Annotated in this window: 12 protein-coding genes and 1 pseudogene; 5 read left to right on the forward strand and 8 right to left on the reverse strand. The window is 35.5% G+C overall.

Annotated features, from left to right (window positions below):
• Positions 1-5: 5 nt before the first annotated feature.
• Together BLS35_RS04610 and BLS35_RS04615 are read right to left on the reverse strand one after the other, a co-directional pair.
• Positions 6-2,141 carry a radical SAM protein gene (locus BLS35_RS04610; protein ID WP_090778288.1) on the reverse strand — a complete coding sequence of 712 codons (2,136 nt, stop codon included), beginning with the start codon at positions 2,139-2,141 and terminating at the stop codon, positions 6-8.
• Between the two features lie 31 nt (positions 2,142-2,172).
• The gene (locus BLS35_RS04615) at positions 2,173-3,036 is read right to left on the reverse strand and encodes a DnaB-like helicase C-terminal domain-containing protein (RefSeq protein ID WP_090778290.1); all 864 of its coding nucleotides are present in this window, start codon (positions 3,034-3,036) and stop codon (positions 2,173-2,175) included.
• Between the two features lie 461 nt (positions 3,037-3,497).
• On the opposite strand from BLS35_RS04615, the gene BLS35_RS04625 reads away from it, so the two are divergent.
• The 4 genes from BLS35_RS04625 (at position 3,498) to BLS35_RS04645 (ending at position 8,323) form a co-directional block, all read left to right on the forward strand.
• Positions 3,498-5,135, forward strand: a complete 1,638-nt coding sequence (locus tag BLS35_RS04625) for an amidohydrolase family protein (RefSeq protein WP_090778294.1) — start codon at positions 3,498-3,500, stop codon at positions 5,133-5,135.
• Positions 5,136-5,280: 145 nt separating this feature from the next.
• A complete protein-coding gene (locus tag BLS35_RS04630) occupies positions 5,281-6,435 on the forward strand; it encodes an AbiH family protein (RefSeq protein WP_165973220.1) in 1,155 nt (384 codons plus the stop codon).
• 574 nt (positions 6,436-7,009) lie between these two features.
• Entirely contained in the window at positions 7,010-7,345 is a 336-nt protein-coding gene (locus BLS35_RS04640) for a hypothetical protein (protein ID WP_132225928.1), read from the forward strand.
• A gap of 72 nt (positions 7,346-7,417) precedes the next feature.
• A complete protein-coding gene (locus tag BLS35_RS04645) occupies positions 7,418-8,323 on the forward strand; it encodes a DUF4145 domain-containing protein (protein WP_090778302.1) in 906 nt (301 codons plus the stop codon).
• 88 nt (positions 8,324-8,411) lie between these two features.
• Here BLS35_RS04645 and BLS35_RS04650 read toward each other — a convergent pair whose 3' ends face one another.
• From BLS35_RS04650 to BLS35_RS04670, 5 genes are all read right to left on the reverse strand, one after another.
• Positions 8,412-9,284 (reverse strand): hypothetical protein, encoded by an 873-nt coding sequence (locus BLS35_RS04650; RefSeq protein WP_090778303.1) that lies wholly within the window; start codon positions 9,282-9,284, stop codon positions 8,412-8,414.
• Positions 9,285-9,297: 13 nt separating this feature from the next.
• The gene (locus BLS35_RS04655) at positions 9,298-11,124 is read right to left on the reverse strand and encodes an ATP-dependent helicase (RefSeq protein ID WP_090778305.1); all 1,827 of its coding nucleotides are present in this window, start codon (positions 11,122-11,124) and stop codon (positions 9,298-9,300) included.
• Complete coding sequence (locus BLS35_RS04660; protein WP_090778307.1) at positions 11,124-13,052, reverse strand: ATP-dependent nuclease; 1,929 nt, start codon at positions 13,050-13,052, stop codon at positions 11,124-11,126. Before BLS35_RS04660 ends, BLS35_RS04655 begins: the two co-directional genes overlap by 1 nt.
• Before the next feature lie 537 nt (positions 13,053-13,589).
• Positions 13,590-13,922, reverse strand: coding sequence for a nucleotide pyrophosphohydrolase (locus BLS35_RS04665; RefSeq protein ID WP_090778309.1), 333 nt, complete (start codon positions 13,920-13,922; stop codon positions 13,590-13,592).
• Between the two features lie 10 nt (positions 13,923-13,932).
• The gene (locus BLS35_RS04670; RefSeq protein ID WP_090778311.1) at positions 13,933-14,943 is read right to left on the reverse strand and encodes a hypothetical protein; all 1,011 of its coding nucleotides are present in this window, start codon (positions 14,941-14,943) and stop codon (positions 13,933-13,935) included.
• Between the two features lie 306 nt (positions 14,944-15,249).
• On the opposite strand from BLS35_RS04670, the pseudogene BLS35_RS28350 reads away from it, so the two are divergent.
• Positions 15,250-15,978: pseudogene (locus tag BLS35_RS28350) on the forward strand (hypothetical protein); the annotation flags it as partial.
• 56 nt (positions 15,979-16,034) lie between these two features.
• Here the strand turns inward: BLS35_RS28350 and BLS35_RS04680 are convergent.
• Positions 16,035-20,267: an NACHT domain-containing protein gene (locus tag BLS35_RS04680; protein ID WP_090778315.1), complete on the reverse strand. Its 4,233-nt coding sequence runs from the start codon at positions 20,265-20,267 to the stop codon at positions 16,035-16,037.
• Positions 20,268-20,361: the final 94 nt, after the last annotated feature.

Here is a 20,361-nt window from a genome sequence, read left to right on the forward strand (position 1 = left end):
TTTTGCTAAATAATTGGTGCAAGAATCTCTTCTCCATTTAATCTCTCCTGGATCATATGAGCTAATACTCCCCTAACAATATCACAATGGCTGCCTTTAGTATTTATAGATGTCCCTGTAACTCGCTTCGAAAGGCACTCTCCAGCACAGTTCCATTTTGCAAAACAAGTCTTGCATTCGTCAAAAGTATTGACCGAAATACCCCGAATTTTATTTATCTGGTCAAGGTTAAAATTAAAATGACCATCAGAATATTGACCTATATGAAAGGTTTCAAATCCATCTATATCTTTTCTGCTATACCTGTGACACGCAGAAACTATTCCTGTATAAGAAACAGCAAATTCAGCCTCGCAAAAGCGCGCACCTATTCGATCAATATTTCGTGTCATTTTACATCTCACGTGAATACCTAGTTCATTCCCTCTAAAACGAGCATTAAGAAATTCACGGACAAAGGCCTTTTGTTCCGAACTTATTCCTTCGTCAAATGATGCTCTCCCGATACTTGAAACCGGTTCAAATCTAATCTCAGATATACCACCAATCTCATTACAGAATTCAACTGCTTCAAGCATACGACTAGCATTTTTCTCTGAAACAGTTGATCTAATTTCAAAAGGAACACCCACTTCTTTTAATTCTTTAAGAGATTTAATCACACGGTCATAAGAATTCTGTCCTCCGACTAACGGTCTGAGATTTCCTTGTAGTTCCGGTAATATTTCGAAAGATAAAGTAACATAATCAACATTGTCAAATAACCACTGACTCCGAACAGAATTCAAGACAGTCCCATTGGTAATGAGTCTAATCCATACTGACACTCCTTTTTGATTCGCATAATTTCTAACGAATTTTGTAGCTCGTTCAATTAGATCCCAACTTAATGTAGGTTCTCCTCCGCCTAAATATCGAATAGAGGCGTTTTTTTCTAAAGTATCTGCTGCATTATCAACAACAAAGCGAAGCGAAGCCTCAGCAAGCTCCCATGTCATCTCTCCAATAGATGGCTTACTACTTGCATAGCAATAAGAACAGCCCATATTGCAGGATTCATTAAATAACAATGTAGCTTCAACTGGCTTAAACTCTGTTATTAAATTAACTTTTGGTTCTGATTCCTTTTTACGTCCTAGTGCACCAATCACAGTTAACTGTTCAATTATTGGCATTGAGTAATCAGAGTAGTTTACAAATTGTCCTTTTCGCAAACCCCTGATCATATTTGCCCCCAGAGTGTCTGTATAAAATGCGGTTCCCCGCAGGGGCGCATAGACTATCCACTTATCTTCTCCCAAATCAATTTCAAAAACATCAGTTATAAGTTCAATATTAACCTGATTAATATGATAATTTGGATTTCCATTTTCATTTAAAAAATCATGATAAATCTTCGGCAATGGTGATTCAGACAGAATACCCTCTGGCTTTGGAACATCCCATTTACTCTTATACAATAAAAAATGAATATGAATATGGTATAGACCCGGCAAATATTCAGTTTTTATAGAAGAAATGTGGGCGAATGAAGTTATGCAGTGCCTGGTATTATTAATATTTGAATTTCGTTGATCATAAAGGATTTCAGGTTCAAATTTTGTTCGCCAAATTCGCAGTCTAGGGCTAAAAATAATTTCCCCATCTTCAATATACTTTACTTGTTTGGTTTGTACCCAGAATGTATTTTCAGAAAGCAAATGATAAACCGATGTCTTAATTACATCCGCATCTGAAGAGGTAAGAAATTCGCCTAAATCATTAAGAAAAAACTCATCAGCATCACAATGAATCATCCACAAACAATTTTGACTTGTCGCTAAGGATATAGCAAACTCCCTAGCTTTAATTTGATCAAACCCACCTTCAATTAGTGGAGTTTCGTACCCATCTCCGAAACTTTGCCAGTACTCAAAGACACGACAGTCATATTCAGAAAGTTCTCCTAGCTGTATTGGTTCCCTTATGCCAGAATAAACGACGACTATAGCTCCAACCCATTTATAACTAAGATGTGTAAGAATTGAACACTTGGCAGTATCATACTCCTGTTCTGATACAACATACCAAATAACGGCTAACTTATTATTAGTACCTGAGTGAACACTTCTATCCGGTACGTTATATTGATTACAATTCATAATATTATGAAGAATTAATTAACGAGTAATTTTAAATCTGAGACCATGTTTGCCATCTTTCTTCGAATAAAAGAGGAAGCTCGAATAATGAAGTTTTACCCCTACATTTTAAAACCGTAATCGTAGATGAAAGATCATAGGTCTTAATACTAAGTACAGTATCTGCCTTATCTGATAATTGAGCACCACCTTCTAAGTCCTCAATTAATGGTGTTTTAGCATCCGGAGTATCAGAGAATACGTTTGAAGTGAACATTATAGTTGAGTTTGTACTTTTTGCAAGATCATTTAATGTTTCGGCTATGAGTTGAAATGAAGGTTTAGAAGGATCATTTTGAGCAATAAATTGAACAGTATCAATAAAAATAAGTCGTCTATTAAATTTGGATGTTTTTGACCAGCTAGAAACCTCCAAACACAGTTTCTCCAAACTAGCAATCGGATCACTATAGAGCGTGATAGGGGTATCTTTAAGGTTATGCTCAGCTTTGATAATTCTGTAGCTTTCTCCGGGAGAAATTCTTTCTAAAATAAGTTCATTAATATTTGTCCTAGACTCAGTTACCAAAAGTCTTTGAGAATAGTCAATAAAATCCGTATCAAAAAAACCAATAAAACAGGATGTAGAAAGGCTACGTGCTGCAAAATGAACAACAGTTGTTGCAAAAGATGTTTTTCCAACCCCTTTTTTAGCAGCAATAAGTATTAAATCTCCGCGACTTACATCGCCAATATAATCATCCAAGCTAGGAAATAATGAAAATAAGTTAAACGAGTTTTTAGTTTTCTGTATAACACTATTCAGATCGAGTTGAGCTATAGCAACTCCCAATTCAAAAGTCCCTGAAGGCAAATTCTTGAAGAATTTAATTCTATTTTCCTCATTAATATCCATAAGACGAGATTAGTTGACTAAAATAAATACCTAACTAATATAATGATTAATAACAACTTAACAAAGTTGTCTTTGAATAGCCTTTTAAAAGTTATAGACTCTCAAACTAAATATCCGGGATGTTTTGTATTTATCTTTATTCTTTTTCTTTTACCTGTTTCGGCTACTCCTCTCAAAATTTCCAACTGTTACTCGGAGTATCCGAAGATAAAAAACAAGGAATGTAGCATAGCAAATATTTGTACTTTAACAAAAACGAAAAAATCCGTTATCAGAGAACTTCCGATCAGCAGTATTAGAAATGTAAAGGATACAATGGGTTTTATTGCTGACTACTGGAAAAACCTACGAGCTTTTTATAACCTAGAGACATTAAGGGATAAAATTTATTTCCACCCCTCACCCACGAAATAGTTAAGCTAAAGAAAACGTATATTTAATTGAAATCTTAATCAAAAAATATGAGAATAAGTTCTACGAAACCCATTTGTATCATTGGCAATGTTTACGATCAAAACAACGATAGTTGTGAACTGAAAAGTATTTTTATAAATGATGGTAAGGTCATTAAGGTGATTGATGGCAAAGCAGACACTTCCCTTATTCAAAATAATTTCATTATCGAATTGGCTAATGATGAAGTTATCCTGCCTGCTTTGATTAACCTTCATACACATATTGGTTATAATATCCTGCCAATCTGGAACTCGCCCTTTGTTTGGAATAACAGGCATCAATGGCGCCATCATCCAAAATATTATGCAGATATAAGAGATTTTGTAGCTTTTATTAAGAAGGACTGGGCAAACAACATTAACCTCGTTGAAAGTTTTGTTGCTGAATATGTGGACAGCAAAAAAATGGATTCACTGTTTTTGGAATCCAATGCTTCCTATCTGGATATATACAAAACCCTTGCACTAACAGAAATACAAAGGGTTCATGCTATACTTTCAGAAATTCAGGCTGTTTGCGGCGGCACAGGACTTCTATTGCAAACATTAAGTCTGGATGATGAAGAACCTGACATGAAGCGCTATTTGATTCGCAATACCGGAAATCCTGAAGACTTAGGTATTGAGAAATCACTCAAGGTCTTTCCTGTAGTAGATTTTTATACACCCGATGCAATATTAGATGGTAACGCTAATACAGACACTTCCAAATGGAATCCAGTAGCACAAAAATCATTGGATCAATTCACGATTTCTGTCCATCAAAACAATGGCCAATTCTATGCAACAATTGCGCACATTGGTGAAGGAAAAACAGGCAATTTATACCATTCTAAGAAGGATGCATATTCAAAAACGGAATGTTTATCATTACTGGAAACGCTGGTTCAAAAGGTTAATCCTGACAATTTAAAAAGTGCCAACTTAGTATTGGTTCATGCAAATGGGATTGACTATAAAGACAAGGCGACGGTCAAATTTATTAAAGACAACAACATTAGTATTGTCTGGTCACCTGTTTCAAATCTGCTACTCTATAATGATACGCTTCCCATTGAAACATTACTCGCTGAACAGATTAATGTTTGTCTAGGTACAGATTGGACCCCAAGTGGCAGTAAGCATATTTTAGATGAGATGAAGTTTGCCAAATATTATAGTGATAAAATGAATTTGGGAATTAGTAGCGCTGAGATTTTCAGAATGGCATCGACTAATGCAGCAAAAGCACTGGGTAATTTAAACTATTCGGAAATTAAAGAAGGTGGATGTGCCGATCTCTTTGTTTATAAGGTGGCTGATATCAACAATGTGGCAGACCATGTTTTAGCAAACGATGATCATAAGATCAGGTTCTCGATGATAAATGGACGTATCGTTTATGGTGATACTTCGGTATTTGACAGTATGAATGTCGATTATCAAAAGTTCCCGGACAGTGAAGGACAATATTCAAAATATAAAGGAATCAGTATCAATTCCAATCTCAAATTCAATCTTGAAAGTGCGATACAAAAAATGGACACACTCATAAAATCATACTCAACGAATGTACTAAATGAGGAGCTTCAACGCACAAAATTCTTATCATCGGATGATAAGATTTATTCCGATAGGATTTCAAAACTAAAACAGGATTTATAAAAGATCCAACATGAAACAAGGCTTACTAATTGCATCTGCATTCCCAATTTAACAGAGAATGCACCTTGTCAATCTAAATAAGGAATTACGGAGGATTGAATTTAAACATTGCAAAATCTTCACTAAATTGGATCAGAAAATAAAAATGATAAAATCCCCCATTAACCGCCTCATCTTACTTGGAAATGGCTTCGACCTGGCCCACCAACTCAAGACCAACTACAATGACTTCATCCTATGGTATTTGGTAGAAGCGCTGCAACAGGCCCAAACACACCGTGAGTATGCAGATGAACTGATGACTGTTACCTTCCCTGACCTCTACGACCTGAACGCACTTCATACACAAGGCTTGGATAACGTCCTGGAATTTGTAAATTATTTCTATAAAAAGGGTTTTTCTCAGATGATAGATGGCAGTGCGTTAAAATTTCCGAACTGGCAGAATACTTACACACCTCCCTTTAAATTCAATCTGCATTCTAATTTACTCGCTACCCTACTATTGAACTGTAATCATGCGAACTGGGTTGATATAGAGAATACTTTTTACGAACAGCTCAAGCATACCTTGCGGAACACAAGCCGGCAGAAAAAAGAAGTAGAGATTGCTGCGCTAAACAGCTCACTAAAAATTATAATCAACAAGCTGGAAGAATATCTTTCCACTTTAGATGTCGTCGCTCATAAAACCAGTTATGATTCGATCATAGACAGCCCCTTTGACGCCGGAGAGTTTGTCGGATTAACAGCAAAAGAAGAACTATATTCAGAGATTGACCAGACGATGATCCTAAACTTCAACTACACCTCCACAGTTGAAAATTACGTCGATGACCTCAGCATGAATGACGCCCACATCATATTAAATTACATCCACGGTAAACTTGGTGATAAAAAAAATAGGCCGATTTTTGGTTTCGGAGATGAGCTAGACAAGGATTACGCCGATTTCGAGCTGGACAGAACAAAGGGAATCTTCGAGTACATTAAATCCTTCTGGTATTTCAAGACCTCTAATTACCATAACCTGATCCGCTTCATCGATTCCGCCCCTTATCAGATCTATACCCTTGGACATTCCTGCGGGCTTTCCGATCGCACTATGCTAAACATGATCTTCGAGCATAAAAACTGCAAATCGGTAAAAATATTCTATCATCAGAATGGGGATTCAAATGACTATACCAGGCTTACTCAGGAAATATCCCGCCATTTCAAAGACAAACAGGATATGAGAAGAAAAATCGTCCCATTTGACCGCTCCTCCCCAATGCCGCAAGTTATCAAGAACCAATAGCACATTGATCCGAAACTAATTTACCGCAAATTAGATTTATCTATAGTTTCGACCGGCAATAATGCCATAGCACAACTATTTAAAAATGACTTCATTTTAGCAAGTAAAATGGGTGAGCAGTCCAACGTTTACGATGAGACACTAAAACATCAGAAAAAAATACAAAAAAGAAAACTACTGCTATTGGCAGTGGATATTCCACTGCAAAGTACGCCCCTAAGAAGAGTTTAACTGCCAATTACTATAAGTTTGGTTTGAAACCAAACTTATAGTAATTGGCAAATAAGCTACTTAGTATGCATAAGATAAGACAGATACTTTTATTTCTTGAACGTGGTGTTTCCCAGCGATCGATAGAAAAAGAGGTTAAGATTAACAGGAAAATAATTGCCCTCTACCTTAGGAAGTTCCTTCAAACAGGAGTCGACTTTAGCGAACTTTTAAAACGATCCGACCAGCAGCTGAAACAGATTCTAGGCTTAATCAAGCCACTTGTACCGGAGGATACTCTCCCCGAAAAGTTCATTTCAATAGCCTTGTTGAATACTTTAACAAAGAACTTAGTAGAACTGGTGTGCCCCGCTTACTGCTTTGGGAGGAATACATCAGCGAATATCCATCAGGGTTTCAGTATTCCCGATTCTGTGAACTTTTACAGGATCAAATGAAACTGAACAATGCGGTCATGCACTTTGTCCACTATCCTGCAAAGCTACTAGAGGTAGACTTTGCAGGCGATGTGCTGCATTATGTTGATGCATCAACCGGTGAGCTGATTGCCTGTTCGGTGTATGTTGCCGTATTACCTTTCAGCGGTTATGGGTATGTGGAAGCGTTACCTGATGCCAAGCTGCCGCAGGTGGTAAAAGCATTGAACAACACATTGGCGAATGGGGACCATTTTGACTAGGATTATCTTACTTAGCTGCTATTACATGTTTTGGGCACACCTGCAATCAAAAATTTTAATTAATTTTCCGCTATGGAAATAATGGAAAAAAAATATTTTTGCCGAACTTGCGGTGGTCTAAGGAACCAGTGTATGCTTTTTGAAAAAAAGAAGACCGGCGAAGAAGCCGATTACCACTTTTACTGGACCAAAAGATTCCAATTAATAGAATGTGCTGGGTGTGAAAATATTTCCTTCCTGGAAAGCTATGGCGACAATTTCATGATGACCGGGAATGAGCACGATGGGATGGAGTATTATGAAAATGACGATATTTACCCACCCTATCTTAAGAACGGGGAAGAGCTGAAACAACTTAACCAAGTCCCGGAAAACATTCGACGCATTTATAGGGAAACCGTCAATGCATTTAAAATCGAATCCTTACTGCTCACAGCTGCAGGATTCAGAGCAGTCATTGAAGCCATTTGCAATTATTTGAAAATCAAACAAGCGAATCTCGCCGAGCGTATAGACCTGTTGCATAGTAAAGGGCACCTCAGTAAGAGCGAATCTAAAAGGCTACACTCCATAAGGTTTCTGGGTAATAAGGCGCTTCACGAGATTGAAACACCAAAACCTGAACAACTTGCTATCCTTCTAAATATCATCAACCATCTTCTCGGAAATCTTTTCATAAACGATAAAATGATGAGAGACAAATTGGATATTGCTGTAGACAATTACGAAGAATTTACGACAATGCTCCTGAAACTAGTGAAAAAGGAAATGATTGCTGCCCAGATATCAATTGACAATATTTTAGGTAAATCCAGACATCTTGTTTCAAAAAAAAATTATACTGATTTCACAGCAGCATTTGTTAAAGAGGTTAAAGCCGGTAAATATGATTTCCTTGAAATAGTAGACGAAACGAAAAGCCTCTTCCATATTAAAAGCCTCCCAGACTTGAAAACATTGTGGGAATTTGATATTTAAATCCTGCCAAAAAACGGTTAAAACACCAATCATGAGGTTATATTAAGACACGAACATCCTGACTGTATATTTATCGAGCGATTACGTTTTAAAAAGTCAACCAGTTTAATTTCCAAAGATGGCTAAACAGCTCAATTTGCATATAATCTTTCACCCCCTCATAGTTGTTCACCTCATAATCAAGGATCATATTATCTATCAGCTCTATTTCGTACGCAAACCTTGTAGCCTGAAAACTATTTGATTGGTTCTCCACTACATTCCTGACAGCTTTAGAGAGATTTTGTAAATTCCGGATACGACTATCAGAACGATAGTTTCCCGCCTGTTTGCGCAAAGTCTCTATTTGTGATAGCAGATTTAGCTCATCAAAATCTTCAAAATCCGGATTTGCAACGCCAGTCATTCCTCCTTTGTCATAATACCATTTTGAGTGTCCCGTGAGTATCGAAACTTTTGGAAACGTAGAGTTGGAAACAAGTGTCTGATTTGAGGTATGGTTGTACAGATCCTGTTGCTCGTGAAATACCGGTGCGGCATACACCACCAGCGCATCTCCTGCCATTTCTTTTTCAAGTAATTCAAGAGATACCTGCTGATGTGGGGTAACTTCAAAATACCAGTGAGCACCGTTTATATGAGGTCTGAGTTTTATTTTCGATCTTGAAGAATACTCTGAACGCTTGGCCTGTATAAAAAGGTTCAGGTTAAAATCAGGCAATAGTTTCTTAGGCTTCGTACTACTCCAAATGTAATGGAAGTTATGAGCCCTAAGTACCGAACCACCAAGCGGAGCGTTAAAGCCATGCAGCTTCCATAAATAGTCATGTACGCATAATAATGCCCTATCTACACCAATTGTTTTCTCGAAAACCTGTCCCGGTTCCCATAAAAGATGGCTTCCTCTTTCAAGCTGGTTGAATAATGGGCCTCTAAATTCACTCTCTTCAAATTCTGTCATATAATGATAAAGATTAAAACGGATTCAACTCTTCTTCCTTTATTATTCTGATTCCGTCGCCGAACTTCTCTTTGAGTTCATTATCTGTTATTGAATCCGGGAAAGCCATTGCTAAAAGATGTCTAGGCCGAGATAAAGCCACATATATTAATCTTTTAGTCTCGTCAGGAAAAGTGTTGTTAATATTGGATATGTTGTCAAATATGATATTATCCTTATGCTTTCTTTCATTGAAAAAAACAAGAATTGAATCCAAAGTTTGCCCCTTTACTTGATGTATTGTAGTTATAGGGATATTGAAGGCAGAAAAAGACTTTTTAAAATGTTGGCTAACACTTTCAGAAAGTGTAGATTTTTCTAAATATTTTGATTTTCTATTTCTTAAATCAAAATCAACATCATAACTAAGTTCTAATTTATTCTTTAAAAATTCCTGAGTTTCAGTCGTCCAATCTTGAATTGTTTTACTAAATCCCGGTAATTCATCTAAAATAGTAATCATTAGGGAATTAAAGTACGGATCTAAACTCTTTTCTTTCTCAATTTCTTTCAATCCATGATATTCAGTTGTATCTGAATGAATGAGTGGAATACAAATTGTCCTAATTTCTTTTATTGCATTTTTAATATCACCACTCATGTAAAGATTTTTAGCATAAATAATTGTTTTTGGCAAATCAATTCCCCAAGGTCTCTGTTCTGTCTTTTTTCCCAACAATGAATCTTTCAAGGTATTTCCTCGGACAACAATACAGCTGCTAATGTATTTTCTCATTGCACAACAATCGTCATAATGTTTAATAATTAATTGATGATTGGCGCTAGAATATTTGTAAACTAAAATTGACTCTTTAAGATCTTCACAACCTACACTGTTAATTCTTGTATCACCTGGTCGTCTTACTTTTGAGAAAACATCAATTATGCTTTGAGATGAACGTCGATTATCCGTCATATCATACGATTGCCAAGTCTGGTCTTTTTCATATTTCCTTAAAAATTCAGTTGGTTTTGCATCTCTCCACTCATATAGGCTTTGATAAGGATCTCCAATCAATTCAATATTGTTTAAACCTTGCTTTACTAATTCTTCAAATATGGCATGGTGCATTAACGAATTGTCTTGTGCTTCATCTATTATGATAAATGGAAATCTTAAGCTAAGCCATTCGCAAATTTTAGGATTATTTTTTAACAAGTGAAGAGCAATGAAAGCAGAATCTCCAGTTGATATAAGTCCTTTTCGAAATTGAGTATTCTTGATTAATTTACAATAATTTTCAAAGTTAGTTTTGTCAACTTTTTCAGGTGATGGTTGATTTCCATTAATAGAAAAAGTTCCATTTGGCTCGATTCTTATTTCACTTGGCGGATATAGATGAAAAACACTTCTATTATTTTTTGCTTTATATTCGGTGTTATTCAGAGGTCTTACTAATCCATCAAGTGTTTTTCCATTTTTCACATAGGTAGTCTTCCACATATCATCCAAGATGGTCGTATGGTCAAGTATCTTCGGCCTATTAAAATCACGATTGAGTAAATTATAAAACGGAAGTGTAATATACTTATTTATAAAACTATCTATTGTCGATACATGGTTAGGAAACTGAAGTGATTTACCACTCAACCTTCTGTATGCTTCATTAATTTCGTCTTTTGCAGAGTTAGTAAATGACAAACAAGCTACCCCAGAATGACCTCCGATTTCTTTTGAAATCTCTAGATTTAATATCTTCTTTGCGATAGTTGTTGTTTTTCCACTACCAGGACAGGCATTTAAAATAACTTTCCCTCTAGCTTGTAAATAAGCTAGTCTTTCCTCATTTTCAAAATACATTACAAACCGTTTTTTAAATGAATTAGGGCATTCAATATATATATTGGAACGATAAATGATGCTTTTGCATCTTCCAAATTATCAAGTAAATGAATCGAAAAGTCTTGTGCAAATTCAGCTTTTGCAGGTAATGTTTTCCATAAAAGGATCGCGACTTTTCTTCTTTCCTCATCTGACATCAGATCATCTGTAAATGTTGACATATACGCAACAATTTTATTGACTTTATCACCTTCTATTATATCAAGATATTTTACTAAAAAATTGTCCTTAAAAATCTTTCTGTCAATACTCACATTATGCAATGCTATTTCATATTCTAAGGTTTTAAATGACTCAAAAATCTTTATATTATCGGCATTGTTTTTAACAGAATTCAAATTCTTAATTCTTGATACAGCATTACCTTTCTGGATACAATCATTTAATGAATCCAAAACCTTTGTATCGCTTACCAAATTGTTGAAGCTATACTCAGTTTTTTTTGATTCTGTAAATCTGTCATCATCTGTAATGATGGAAATTGGCTTGTTAATTCGTTTTAATATATTAGAATGGTTGAAAAGATACAGAAAAGGGTAAAATGAAGTTCCCTTTACGTTAACAATTTCGGTTCTGTAATCTTCAAGTTTATAGTCCTCTAAAAGAGTAAATGCTGAAATCAAGAGTTCTTCTGATATTCCTTCAATAAATAAAATTGATTTTGCAAATAGAAGCTGAGATTTGGTTACATCAATATACCTTTGAAGTTTCTTCATACTATTTCCAAAATCTGCATCTAACAATTCTTTATTTTTGGTAGTGTCTTCAATTATCTTTTCAGATTCCCTATTTTGAAATTGTTCATCAAGTTTTGTTGCTTTTCCACAATCTAATAATATGAGATTTTTTAGAGGAACTTTCGAGGTTAGTGTTGGTGAATGAGTAGTTATAAATAATTGACTATTTTCGGTAGCGTTCGCATTATTTAGGAAGTTATAAAGACTTAGTTGCAATTGTGGATGAAGGTGAGATTCTGGTTCTTCAATCAATAATGCAAAATGTGGTAGACCATTATCTTTAATCTGTTCTTTTATATCACCTAGGACAACTGCAATATAAATTAGATTGTTTAATCCTAAACTGTTTTGCCATAAGTGGAAACCCTCATCAACCAAAGTGTTCCTATCATGTGGAAGATAAGGTTTGATCGCATTGACTATATATTCTGTTTTTGCTTCCTCAATTCTGACACCAATTCTATTGTCAATTACTTTTTTAAAAATACTCTCGAGATTAGTGTTAACGCCATCTCGGGTATTTTTAACCTCATCACGATCTAACAATTGTGAATTTGCATCTTTTATTATTTGTTCTATTTGTGATTCAGACTTTTCTCTCTTTACAAATCGTCTTATAACTTTCCCTAAAATGTTATTCCTGGTACTCAGTAGATCTTTAGTACTATCTCTTAATGCTCCTAAATAATAGTGTTGAAATAGCTCAAACGTTTTATAATCGGCTTTTTGACCGTCGATATTTCCAGTATTGTATGTAAAATGTGGGTATTTTCCGTCTTTATCTTCATAAGAAATTATGATTTTAGCATAATCTTCTTCAATCTTATTGGGGTCAATCACCATATATTCATAAAAAGCCCCTTTTTGTGCAGTTGATAATCCTTTGAAAATATATGTAATAGTTATTAGTGCAGACTTTTGAATGATTTTACTCCCACCATTATCTATAGATTTTTGATGAAAATCATCAAATGAAACGGAAAGTTCCCTAATTGGTTCGCCAATATTATATAGTAAACGTATGGCATCAATGATTGCGGATTTACCGCATCCATTTTCACCGATAATTATGTTCAGTTTTGCATCGAAAGCTGTTTCAATCACTTCGATACCTTTATAATTTTCAATTTTTATATATGCTAAATGCATTTGCGTTAATTTAGTTTTATATTAAGAGAGTAGCTGGAGTCTAATAATATCCCAATTAAATGAGAAAGTAATTCCAAATTAACTGAAATATCGATAGTATTTTAAGTCCTAGGCTAATTTAAATTAAAAAACTATCTCATTAAACTAAAATATTTAAACAAATCTAAGATCTATTGTTTTTTTTTAAAAAAATATGCAACGCAGAAACTGAATATTACTAGAAGCTAACAAGTTAGAATATCTGAGGCACAATCTAGATACATAACCTGATCATAACTATTTTTTATAAATATCTTTCTCTTGGTTTCTCTAATCATCTCAATATTAAGACAGAGTTTTAGCTTCAGCAACCGAGTATCTACCAATCTTAAAAAACTCACCTTAGTATAACTTAGTCCACTCCATTTGAGGTAAGAACCTCAACCAACTCGCGGGTCTCATCAATCTTACTCATCTTTAATATGTTGAACAAAATAAGGCAGAAAAACAAAAATACAATGGTTTGAATAATTAAAATCGCACTATGTACCACATCAGTTATTTTAACTCATCGTACTTCCTGGCAGTACCCCTCGCCTTTTCAACCGGGTACTTTTCCCCATTCCTTTTGATTTTGTTCAACACAATCTCATTAATATCAAAATTATATTTTTCGGCAAGTAAGATGGCGTAAGCCAACACATCGGCTAATTCTTCTTTGATTTTCTCTTGGTCGGCATCTTCTGCCTTTTTCCAAAGAAAAAGCTCATTTAGCTCAGCTGCTTCTATAGATAAAGCGAGAGCCAAGTCTTTGGGATTGTGAAACTGCTCCCATTCACGTTCGTTCCTGAATTTAATTAAGGCTTCTTGTAGTTCTTTCCAGTTGCTCATCAGGATAAAGTTATTGAAATTTATTCTCTTTTAGGTGCCATTCAAAGTATCCCTTTGTCTGATCATTATAATGAGTGCAGCTATTGCCCCTTAATGATTCTTTCAAGCTTTCGATGGTTGCCGTAGTATACTTCTGATTAATGCTGACGACCTTCCCCTCTTTAACACCAATGTATCCTTGTTCATACAGTTCGTCGCAGCCCAATTTACACATGGGCATAACGATATCAAGGTTTGTCCGTTCTGCATGGTTTGATTTTGATCGTTTTTTGATATGTGCAACAACCAGCAAAGAAACCGGGTATTCTTTATTGCAGATTCCGCATACTGCATATATTCCATTACTAAACAACCATTCTTTTAAAATCTTTTGTTCCTTGCGTGCTTTTGTGACTTGATTTCGGTCGGTGCTATCCAACTTGTTTAGCTTGGCTATTGCAGCATCTCTGTTGCCGGTAAGTGTGTCATCAAAATAGGTTTCACTTTCCAGATCAGCAAAAACAGAGAATACATATTCACTTTGCACGTCACTGAGTACCCGGAAGCCCTGGATATTGTTTTTTGGATCGTAAAACTGATTTTTCAGGAGATCACCTTTTGGAATAACTGCATTTAAACTGGCGTAGGGTATATTTTGAGGCATTACTTCATCTATAAAATAAAGGTAATCCCATGTAATATCAGCTTCTTTATAGCCCCACAAAAATATAGCAAGTTCGGCATTGCGGAATTTTGTAGTAACAGTAGCGGATGCATACACTTCCTTATCCCTGGCAAACATTGCAACATCCCCTTTCGTAATTCTGTTCCAATCGTTCACCTTCGTAGATCTGCCTTTGGCGTCTCTGTCTACTCCCCAGATCTTAAATTCCCCCGATGGATATATCCCTCTTAATTCTGCTTCCTGCTCTGGATTGACATATTTGACTATACTATCTATACTTATGGAATTAACAACAGTATTTTCATAATTTATTCTGGAAGCTTTATCGGATGCTGGCTGTAAAATTACTCTGTTCATTTAGCGTCTAATTATTATTGGAATACCATACAAATAGCTTCGTATTTTCCAATATTTTGAGTTAAATGTATAAAAAATTAAGTTTATGATCAGAATTTTGAAACAAAAACAACGGAGAAGTACTGTCTGCATAATTAACTATCTTTCCGGAGCCAATCTTCAACTCATATGTGAATGAATATCTAAAATCAACCGATCAATGAATAGTTTTACACTGGAGTTATTACTTCATATTAGTAGGAATAGATTCTGCATCTGGTTTATTTTTTAAAGATAATGTACTGTATGTGACAGGGGGACAATAGTTCTTATTTGTATGAATATGAACTCAAATCATTAGGTTTGAAGCGTTATCCCCTATGCGAAAAACCCGCTAAAAACATCGAGAAAAGGCTCAAGCCGGACTTTGAAGCTCTTGCATTTTATGCGAACTCATTTCATCTTTTCGGATCTGGTTCGACGGAAAATCGTACTAAAATGGTTCAGCTAAATGAAGATACTAAAGAAATAGTTTCCGTTTTGGATTTATCGGCGTTATATAAAAGGATGCAGGATTTATCTGGGTTAAATAACCAAACATTTAATATTGAAGGGGTTGTGCATACAGGAGATTCCTTGTATTTCTTTAACCGCGGAAATGGAAACTTTGGAAAAAACATTGTTTTCACCTTACATGGCAAGCACTTAACCGGGAATTCCAAAATTACATTTACTGAATTAAAGCTTCCTGAAATTAGAGGTGTTTGTTCCAGTTTTACAGATGCCATTAAAGTAGAAGATAAATTTTAATTTTTAGCAGCAGCGGAAAACACAAATTCCACCTATAATGATGGTGAGGTTTTAGGTCGTATTATAGGCTGCATCGATATAAAAACGATGAAGGTAACCTTCACGAAAGAAATCTCAGGCCGGCATAAATTCGAGGGCCTGACTTTGCAATATAGCCGAGAAAATGAATTATCATTTTTGTTGTGTGAAGATAATGATAGCAATAAGTTGCAGGCAGATATTTACGTGTTGAAACTCAAACGTTGATTAATTCACTTTGCATTCAGCGCATCTATTTCAATATCGGAGATCTCCATCCTTTTCTAGATAAGATCATACTTGTATTTTTGCAATATTTCAACGGCCTGTCCTAATTTATATGGTTTGGAACGATGCATCGATGTCACATTCTCAATATCTCTTTTGAATCCATTGAGGTAAAAAATATCATCATGATCATTTCCAATAAATTTCCTGGATAAAAAATCATCAAGAACTGATAAACACAAGTCTTCATCATGAGCCTTGGCTATCGAAAGCAATGCTTCTGTTGCCATCCTTATTGCTGAGGTTGTAGTGCGGTCATAAATACCCTTGCCTGTAAAACCTGAAATATGAGCATCAATAATATTCAAAAGTACTGGAATTGCATCTTTATTTGAATAGGATTCCCAAGACTTACCATAGCCACTTATAAGTGGTTCACTTTCTACCAGCTTTTCTTGCATCTTTTGGTACACCAATTCGAAAGCAAGCTTGCTATTATTTCTCATGAGTATCGAAATAATGGCTTTTTCTTCGATGCTTCCTTCTACGATCAAAATAGATTGGTTCTTTACAAGAAATAACTCCACTTGGGCGCCCTCTCCGTTTTTATTCAATTGCTCAAGCAAAAAAAGGATAAAATGAGAATGTCGCTTGTCTAGACCAAATTCCAGTAGAAGCATCTTTAAAAGTGGGACGTCATTTTTGAAAAAGAGTTTAATTATTTGCCGAGGATAATAGTTGTTGCCAATGGTCAGCTCTGAAAAAATTTCTCGTTTGAGCCTGGCATCATAAATTGGAACTTCAAGACCTTTATCCCGTAAGTACTGATAAAGTAAAAATTGGCAAGAAACTGACAGGTTCTCATCGTCTAAAAGTGAAAGAATATGCTGGTGTAGCCTATCTCTTGGAACTACTCCATCCATATAATCGAGATTTAACTTTTCATGGTCGGCACTGTCCCAAATCATCTTAAACAGCAAGTCAGGATTTAACGTCTTAAATTTGAAATGCTTCTGGAAACCTAAAATCAACCTAACGGTACGTTGACAAGTGAGTCTTTGATCATCAAGAGAATCATCATAGAAATCCATAGCTATTTGTTGGTTGTCCAGGCACCATGCTTCTATCTCTTGTTTTTGTTGATCGTTTACTACCACCCTGATTCTATCATTTGTGGGAAGATTATTTTGTATATCCTCCATACGGTCAAGTTCATTTCCCTCTAAAACTGTTAATAGATTATTCCTATTCAGACCTTTTCCGACTTTGTAGTCCTTGTGGATAATTTCCCTTAAAAACTGTTTTGAATAAGCATTTACTCTTTTACGTAAGGCGACTTTCTCATAGTAAAGCTTAGTGAAGATCTCCATCCTTTTATAAGAAAGTATTTGAACACCAAAATGGTCGTAGATCTTTTCCATATCCGTTATAAGGCCCTGTTTGTCAAACTTCATATCAAAATCCGCTTGTTCCCGACTGAGATTAAATGCAATTTCATCTTCTCGCTCTGCCTTATCAAATAATACCTCAAAACGATAATTCGTTCTGTTTTCGGTAATTGATTGAAATAGAATACCTAGATCGATATCATCGTAGCTTGTAATGTTTCGTAGCGAGTTCAGAAATACTCCATCCAGCTCCCCACAATTATAGGCATTGATGATCATTTGTATAAGCCTATCATTTAGTATAGCCGCAACAAAATGAACCGCAATAGAACGTTGGGAAGTATGGACAAGTACCCGTTCTGCAATAGCTTCTTGTAGATGGCATACCTTAACAAGATTTACGAGCAGATCGTCTTCGAAATGCCGGATTTTATCCCCCAAGACTGCATCGGTTATTAATTCCACCAACTTAACCTTGATATCACAGACATGGATTTTAAACACGGCAGTTATGTGAACATAAAACTCATTGACTTCCTTTTCCCTAAGTTCATAATTCTTATGCCTTTCAATGAGATACTGAAAAATCTGCATCAGCAGTAACGGATCTTTAACCTTACAAAAAAGATTGAATATCTTTTCTTTGGTAGAAACTAATGACCCATACTTAGAATGCTGATTCCATGGTTTTTCCTTAATTGCCTTGCTCAAAATATCTAGGACATAATCTATGTATTGAGCAAGATTTGTTCCGTTTATACTGTCAAGTATTGGCCTGACAATTTCTCGTTGATCAAATTCCCTAAGCTCAGTAATTAAAAAAGTTGCAATCGCTGGCTTATCAGGACCCTGAACACCGAGAGCAAGCTTAAGAACATCCTCCATAAAATAAATCATTTCTCCAGGACTGGCGATAAATTCCACTACCAGCTGTTTACAAACACTTTCCAGTCTTTCAGGAAACTTTTCAGTTAGCGACATTTCTCTGAGCAGCGAGGATGCGGACATTCTTGCTCTTACATGCAAAGAAGAATCCTCAAGTTTATCAAAAAGATAATGTACATTCACTTCTGTATTGCCTAAGGTTGCAATGGCCGAAATGTTTGGGAGCCATAAACTTTGGTCTAAAGTAGTGCTATGGAATATAGTTTGAAGCGCACTGTTTTTGATGTTTTCGGGAATGCTACCTGGGTCAGCGGAAAATACTAGTTCAAGATCATATTTTACCAGCCAATCTACTAGCTTTTTATACGTTAAACTATTGAAAGACATATTCAGCAGAAAAGAAATCACGTTATGCCAGCTTGGATGAACCTTTTGTATATTGCTAGCTATACTGATCAATTCTATTATACTCTCAAAAGATAATAACGATAGGCTTCTGGCAGTCAAGTATTCTTGTATGTTTTTATGCTCAAAACTCCAGGTGCTGGAAGAACTCTGTTCCAAAAAGGGATTTTTTGAGCAATCCCTGCCATCACCAAGAATAACTCTTACCTCGTTTTCCTTGAGTTCTGAGCGTTGCATCATCTCAAAAGCAATCGCCAGCTCACTTGCAATTTGAAGTTGTTCCGCCTTACTAAACTTTATATCATTTCTGTTTTTATCGGTAAAGTCCTCTTCGAGTCTTAGATCAATGTAGGATTCGATTAGCTTTGGTCTTGAGATGACAACATCAGGATTGATCACAAGGCTTTTACCAATCATTTCGAGATAAAATGGATTTTGGATGATATCTCTGAACCTCCAGAAATCGAATTCTTTTCGTCCAACCAGATTGATATTAAATTTGTTATGCAAAAAACGAACGGCCCCACCTTCTGATACGCCGTTTATAAAATATGGCTCCAGATTCTCTATTACCTTGATGTATTTGAGGTAAATATTGGTCCGGCAACTAACTATAAACTTAATAGAGCCTTCATCTAAATATTGTCGTTTTTCCAAGAAAAATCTCCTAAGTTTATTGGTGAAATCAGCTATATCATAAATTTCATCAATACCGTCCAAAATAACTATTAATGAGCCTATATTCTGATAATTTTCAGGTAAAAGATTCTCGATTGTCATACCCGAATTAAATTCTCTTAATCTTTCATATTTCGGAATTTGCATCCGTGTCTCCCTATTTTCCCATAGTGTAACTGCAAAATCCTTCAATTCACTGGTCTTGCCATAACCCGGGTTTCCCAATAGTACCACCCCCCATTTAGAAGTAGACAGCACATCGCCCAAAAACTTTCTATCATCCTCTCCCCACTCGTAAATATTCTCCTCGTTTTCGGACCTCAATGACCTATTAATGTGATGCGGATCATTGATAATATCGCCGATATAGAGATGTCTGTGAGATTCATCAATAATTATTTTTTTAAGATTTTTATCGGAAAATAGTAGCTTCTCGAATTTACTTAATAATTGTTGCCTGCGTTCATTTTTGACTGGTTCAGGCTCAAGATTATAAATCGGTTTATACAGTTCCGGATATAACGAAAAATATTCTTTAACAAAAGCATTCGGCGTAAGAAATTCTACCGGGCAAGCATCTGAAAGCACTTCATAGAAGTCAGCCAGTTTAAGGTCTTCGTTAGGATTAGAGAAATCCCTGTAGGGGGATATAAATAGCAGCAGATCTATCTTGCTATGAGTAGAAATTATATGCGGAATTTTCTCCATAGCAGCGGCATGGTTCAGCTGTGTAGAATAATCCTTACATTCAACATAAATACAACTGTGCCGAAAATATTTGTCAACCACCACGACCGCATTATCATAACCATCTTGAGTTCCAGAATTTTGATTCCTAGATCTAACTACTTCATACCCTATTTCTTCTAAAATCTTTTCTAAAAATATTTTGGCAAGTCTTTCGAAATCTGCTCCCTTTTTAATCGCACACATTGACAATTGTTAATCTATTTCGGTTATAGTAGCAAATATAACATATAGCAACTACCACAGAGAGAATTAGAAACCAAAATTATTGGATTGACTG

The organism is Pedobacter sp. ok626, from assembly GCF_900100435.1.
In the GTDB taxonomy this organism is placed as follows: Bacteria; Bacteroidota; Bacteroidia; order Sphingobacteriales; family Sphingobacteriaceae; genus Pedobacter.

Excerpts from the sequence above, each read along its gene's own strand:
- BLS35_RS04630 (WP_165973220.1), top strand. The coding sequence starts at position 5,281 with ATGATAAAATCCCCCATTAACCGCCTCATCTTACTTGGAAATGGCTTC.
- BLS35_RS04650 (WP_090778303.1), bottom strand. The coding sequence starts at position 9,284 with ATGACAGAATTTGAAGAGAGTGAATTTAGAGGCCCATTATTCAACCAG.
- BLS35_RS04645 (WP_090778302.1), top strand. The coding sequence starts at position 7,418 with ATGGAAATAATGGAAAAAAAATATTTTTGCCGAACTTGCGGTGGTCTA.
- BLS35_RS04660 (WP_090778307.1), bottom strand. The coding sequence starts at position 13,052 with ATGCATTTAGCATATATAAAAATTGAAAATTATAAAGGTATCGAAGTG.
- BLS35_RS04615 (WP_090778290.1), bottom strand. The coding sequence starts at position 3,036 with ATGGATATTAATGAGGAAAATAGAATTAAATTCTTCAAGAATTTGCCT.
- BLS35_RS04655 (WP_090778305.1), bottom strand. The coding sequence starts at position 11,124 with ATGTATTTTGAAAATGAGGAAAGACTAGCTTATTTACAAGCTAGAGGG.
- BLS35_RS04670 (WP_090778311.1), bottom strand. The coding sequence starts at position 14,943 with ATGAACAGAGTAATTTTACAGCCAGCATCCGATAAAGCTTCCAGAATA.
- BLS35_RS04680 (WP_090778315.1), bottom strand. The coding sequence starts at position 20,267 with ATGTGTGCGATTAAAAAGGGAGCAGATTTCGAAAGACTTGCCAAAATA.
- BLS35_RS04665 (WP_090778309.1), bottom strand. The coding sequence starts at position 13,922 with ATGAGCAACTGGAAAGAACTACAAGAAGCCTTAATTAAATTCAGGAAC.
- BLS35_RS04610 (WP_090778288.1), bottom strand. The coding sequence starts at position 2,141 with ATGAATTGTAATCAATATAACGTACCGGATAGAAGTGTTCACTCAGGT.
- BLS35_RS04625 (WP_090778294.1), top strand. The coding sequence starts at position 3,498 with ATGAGAATAAGTTCTACGAAACCCATTTGTATCATTGGCAATGTTTAC.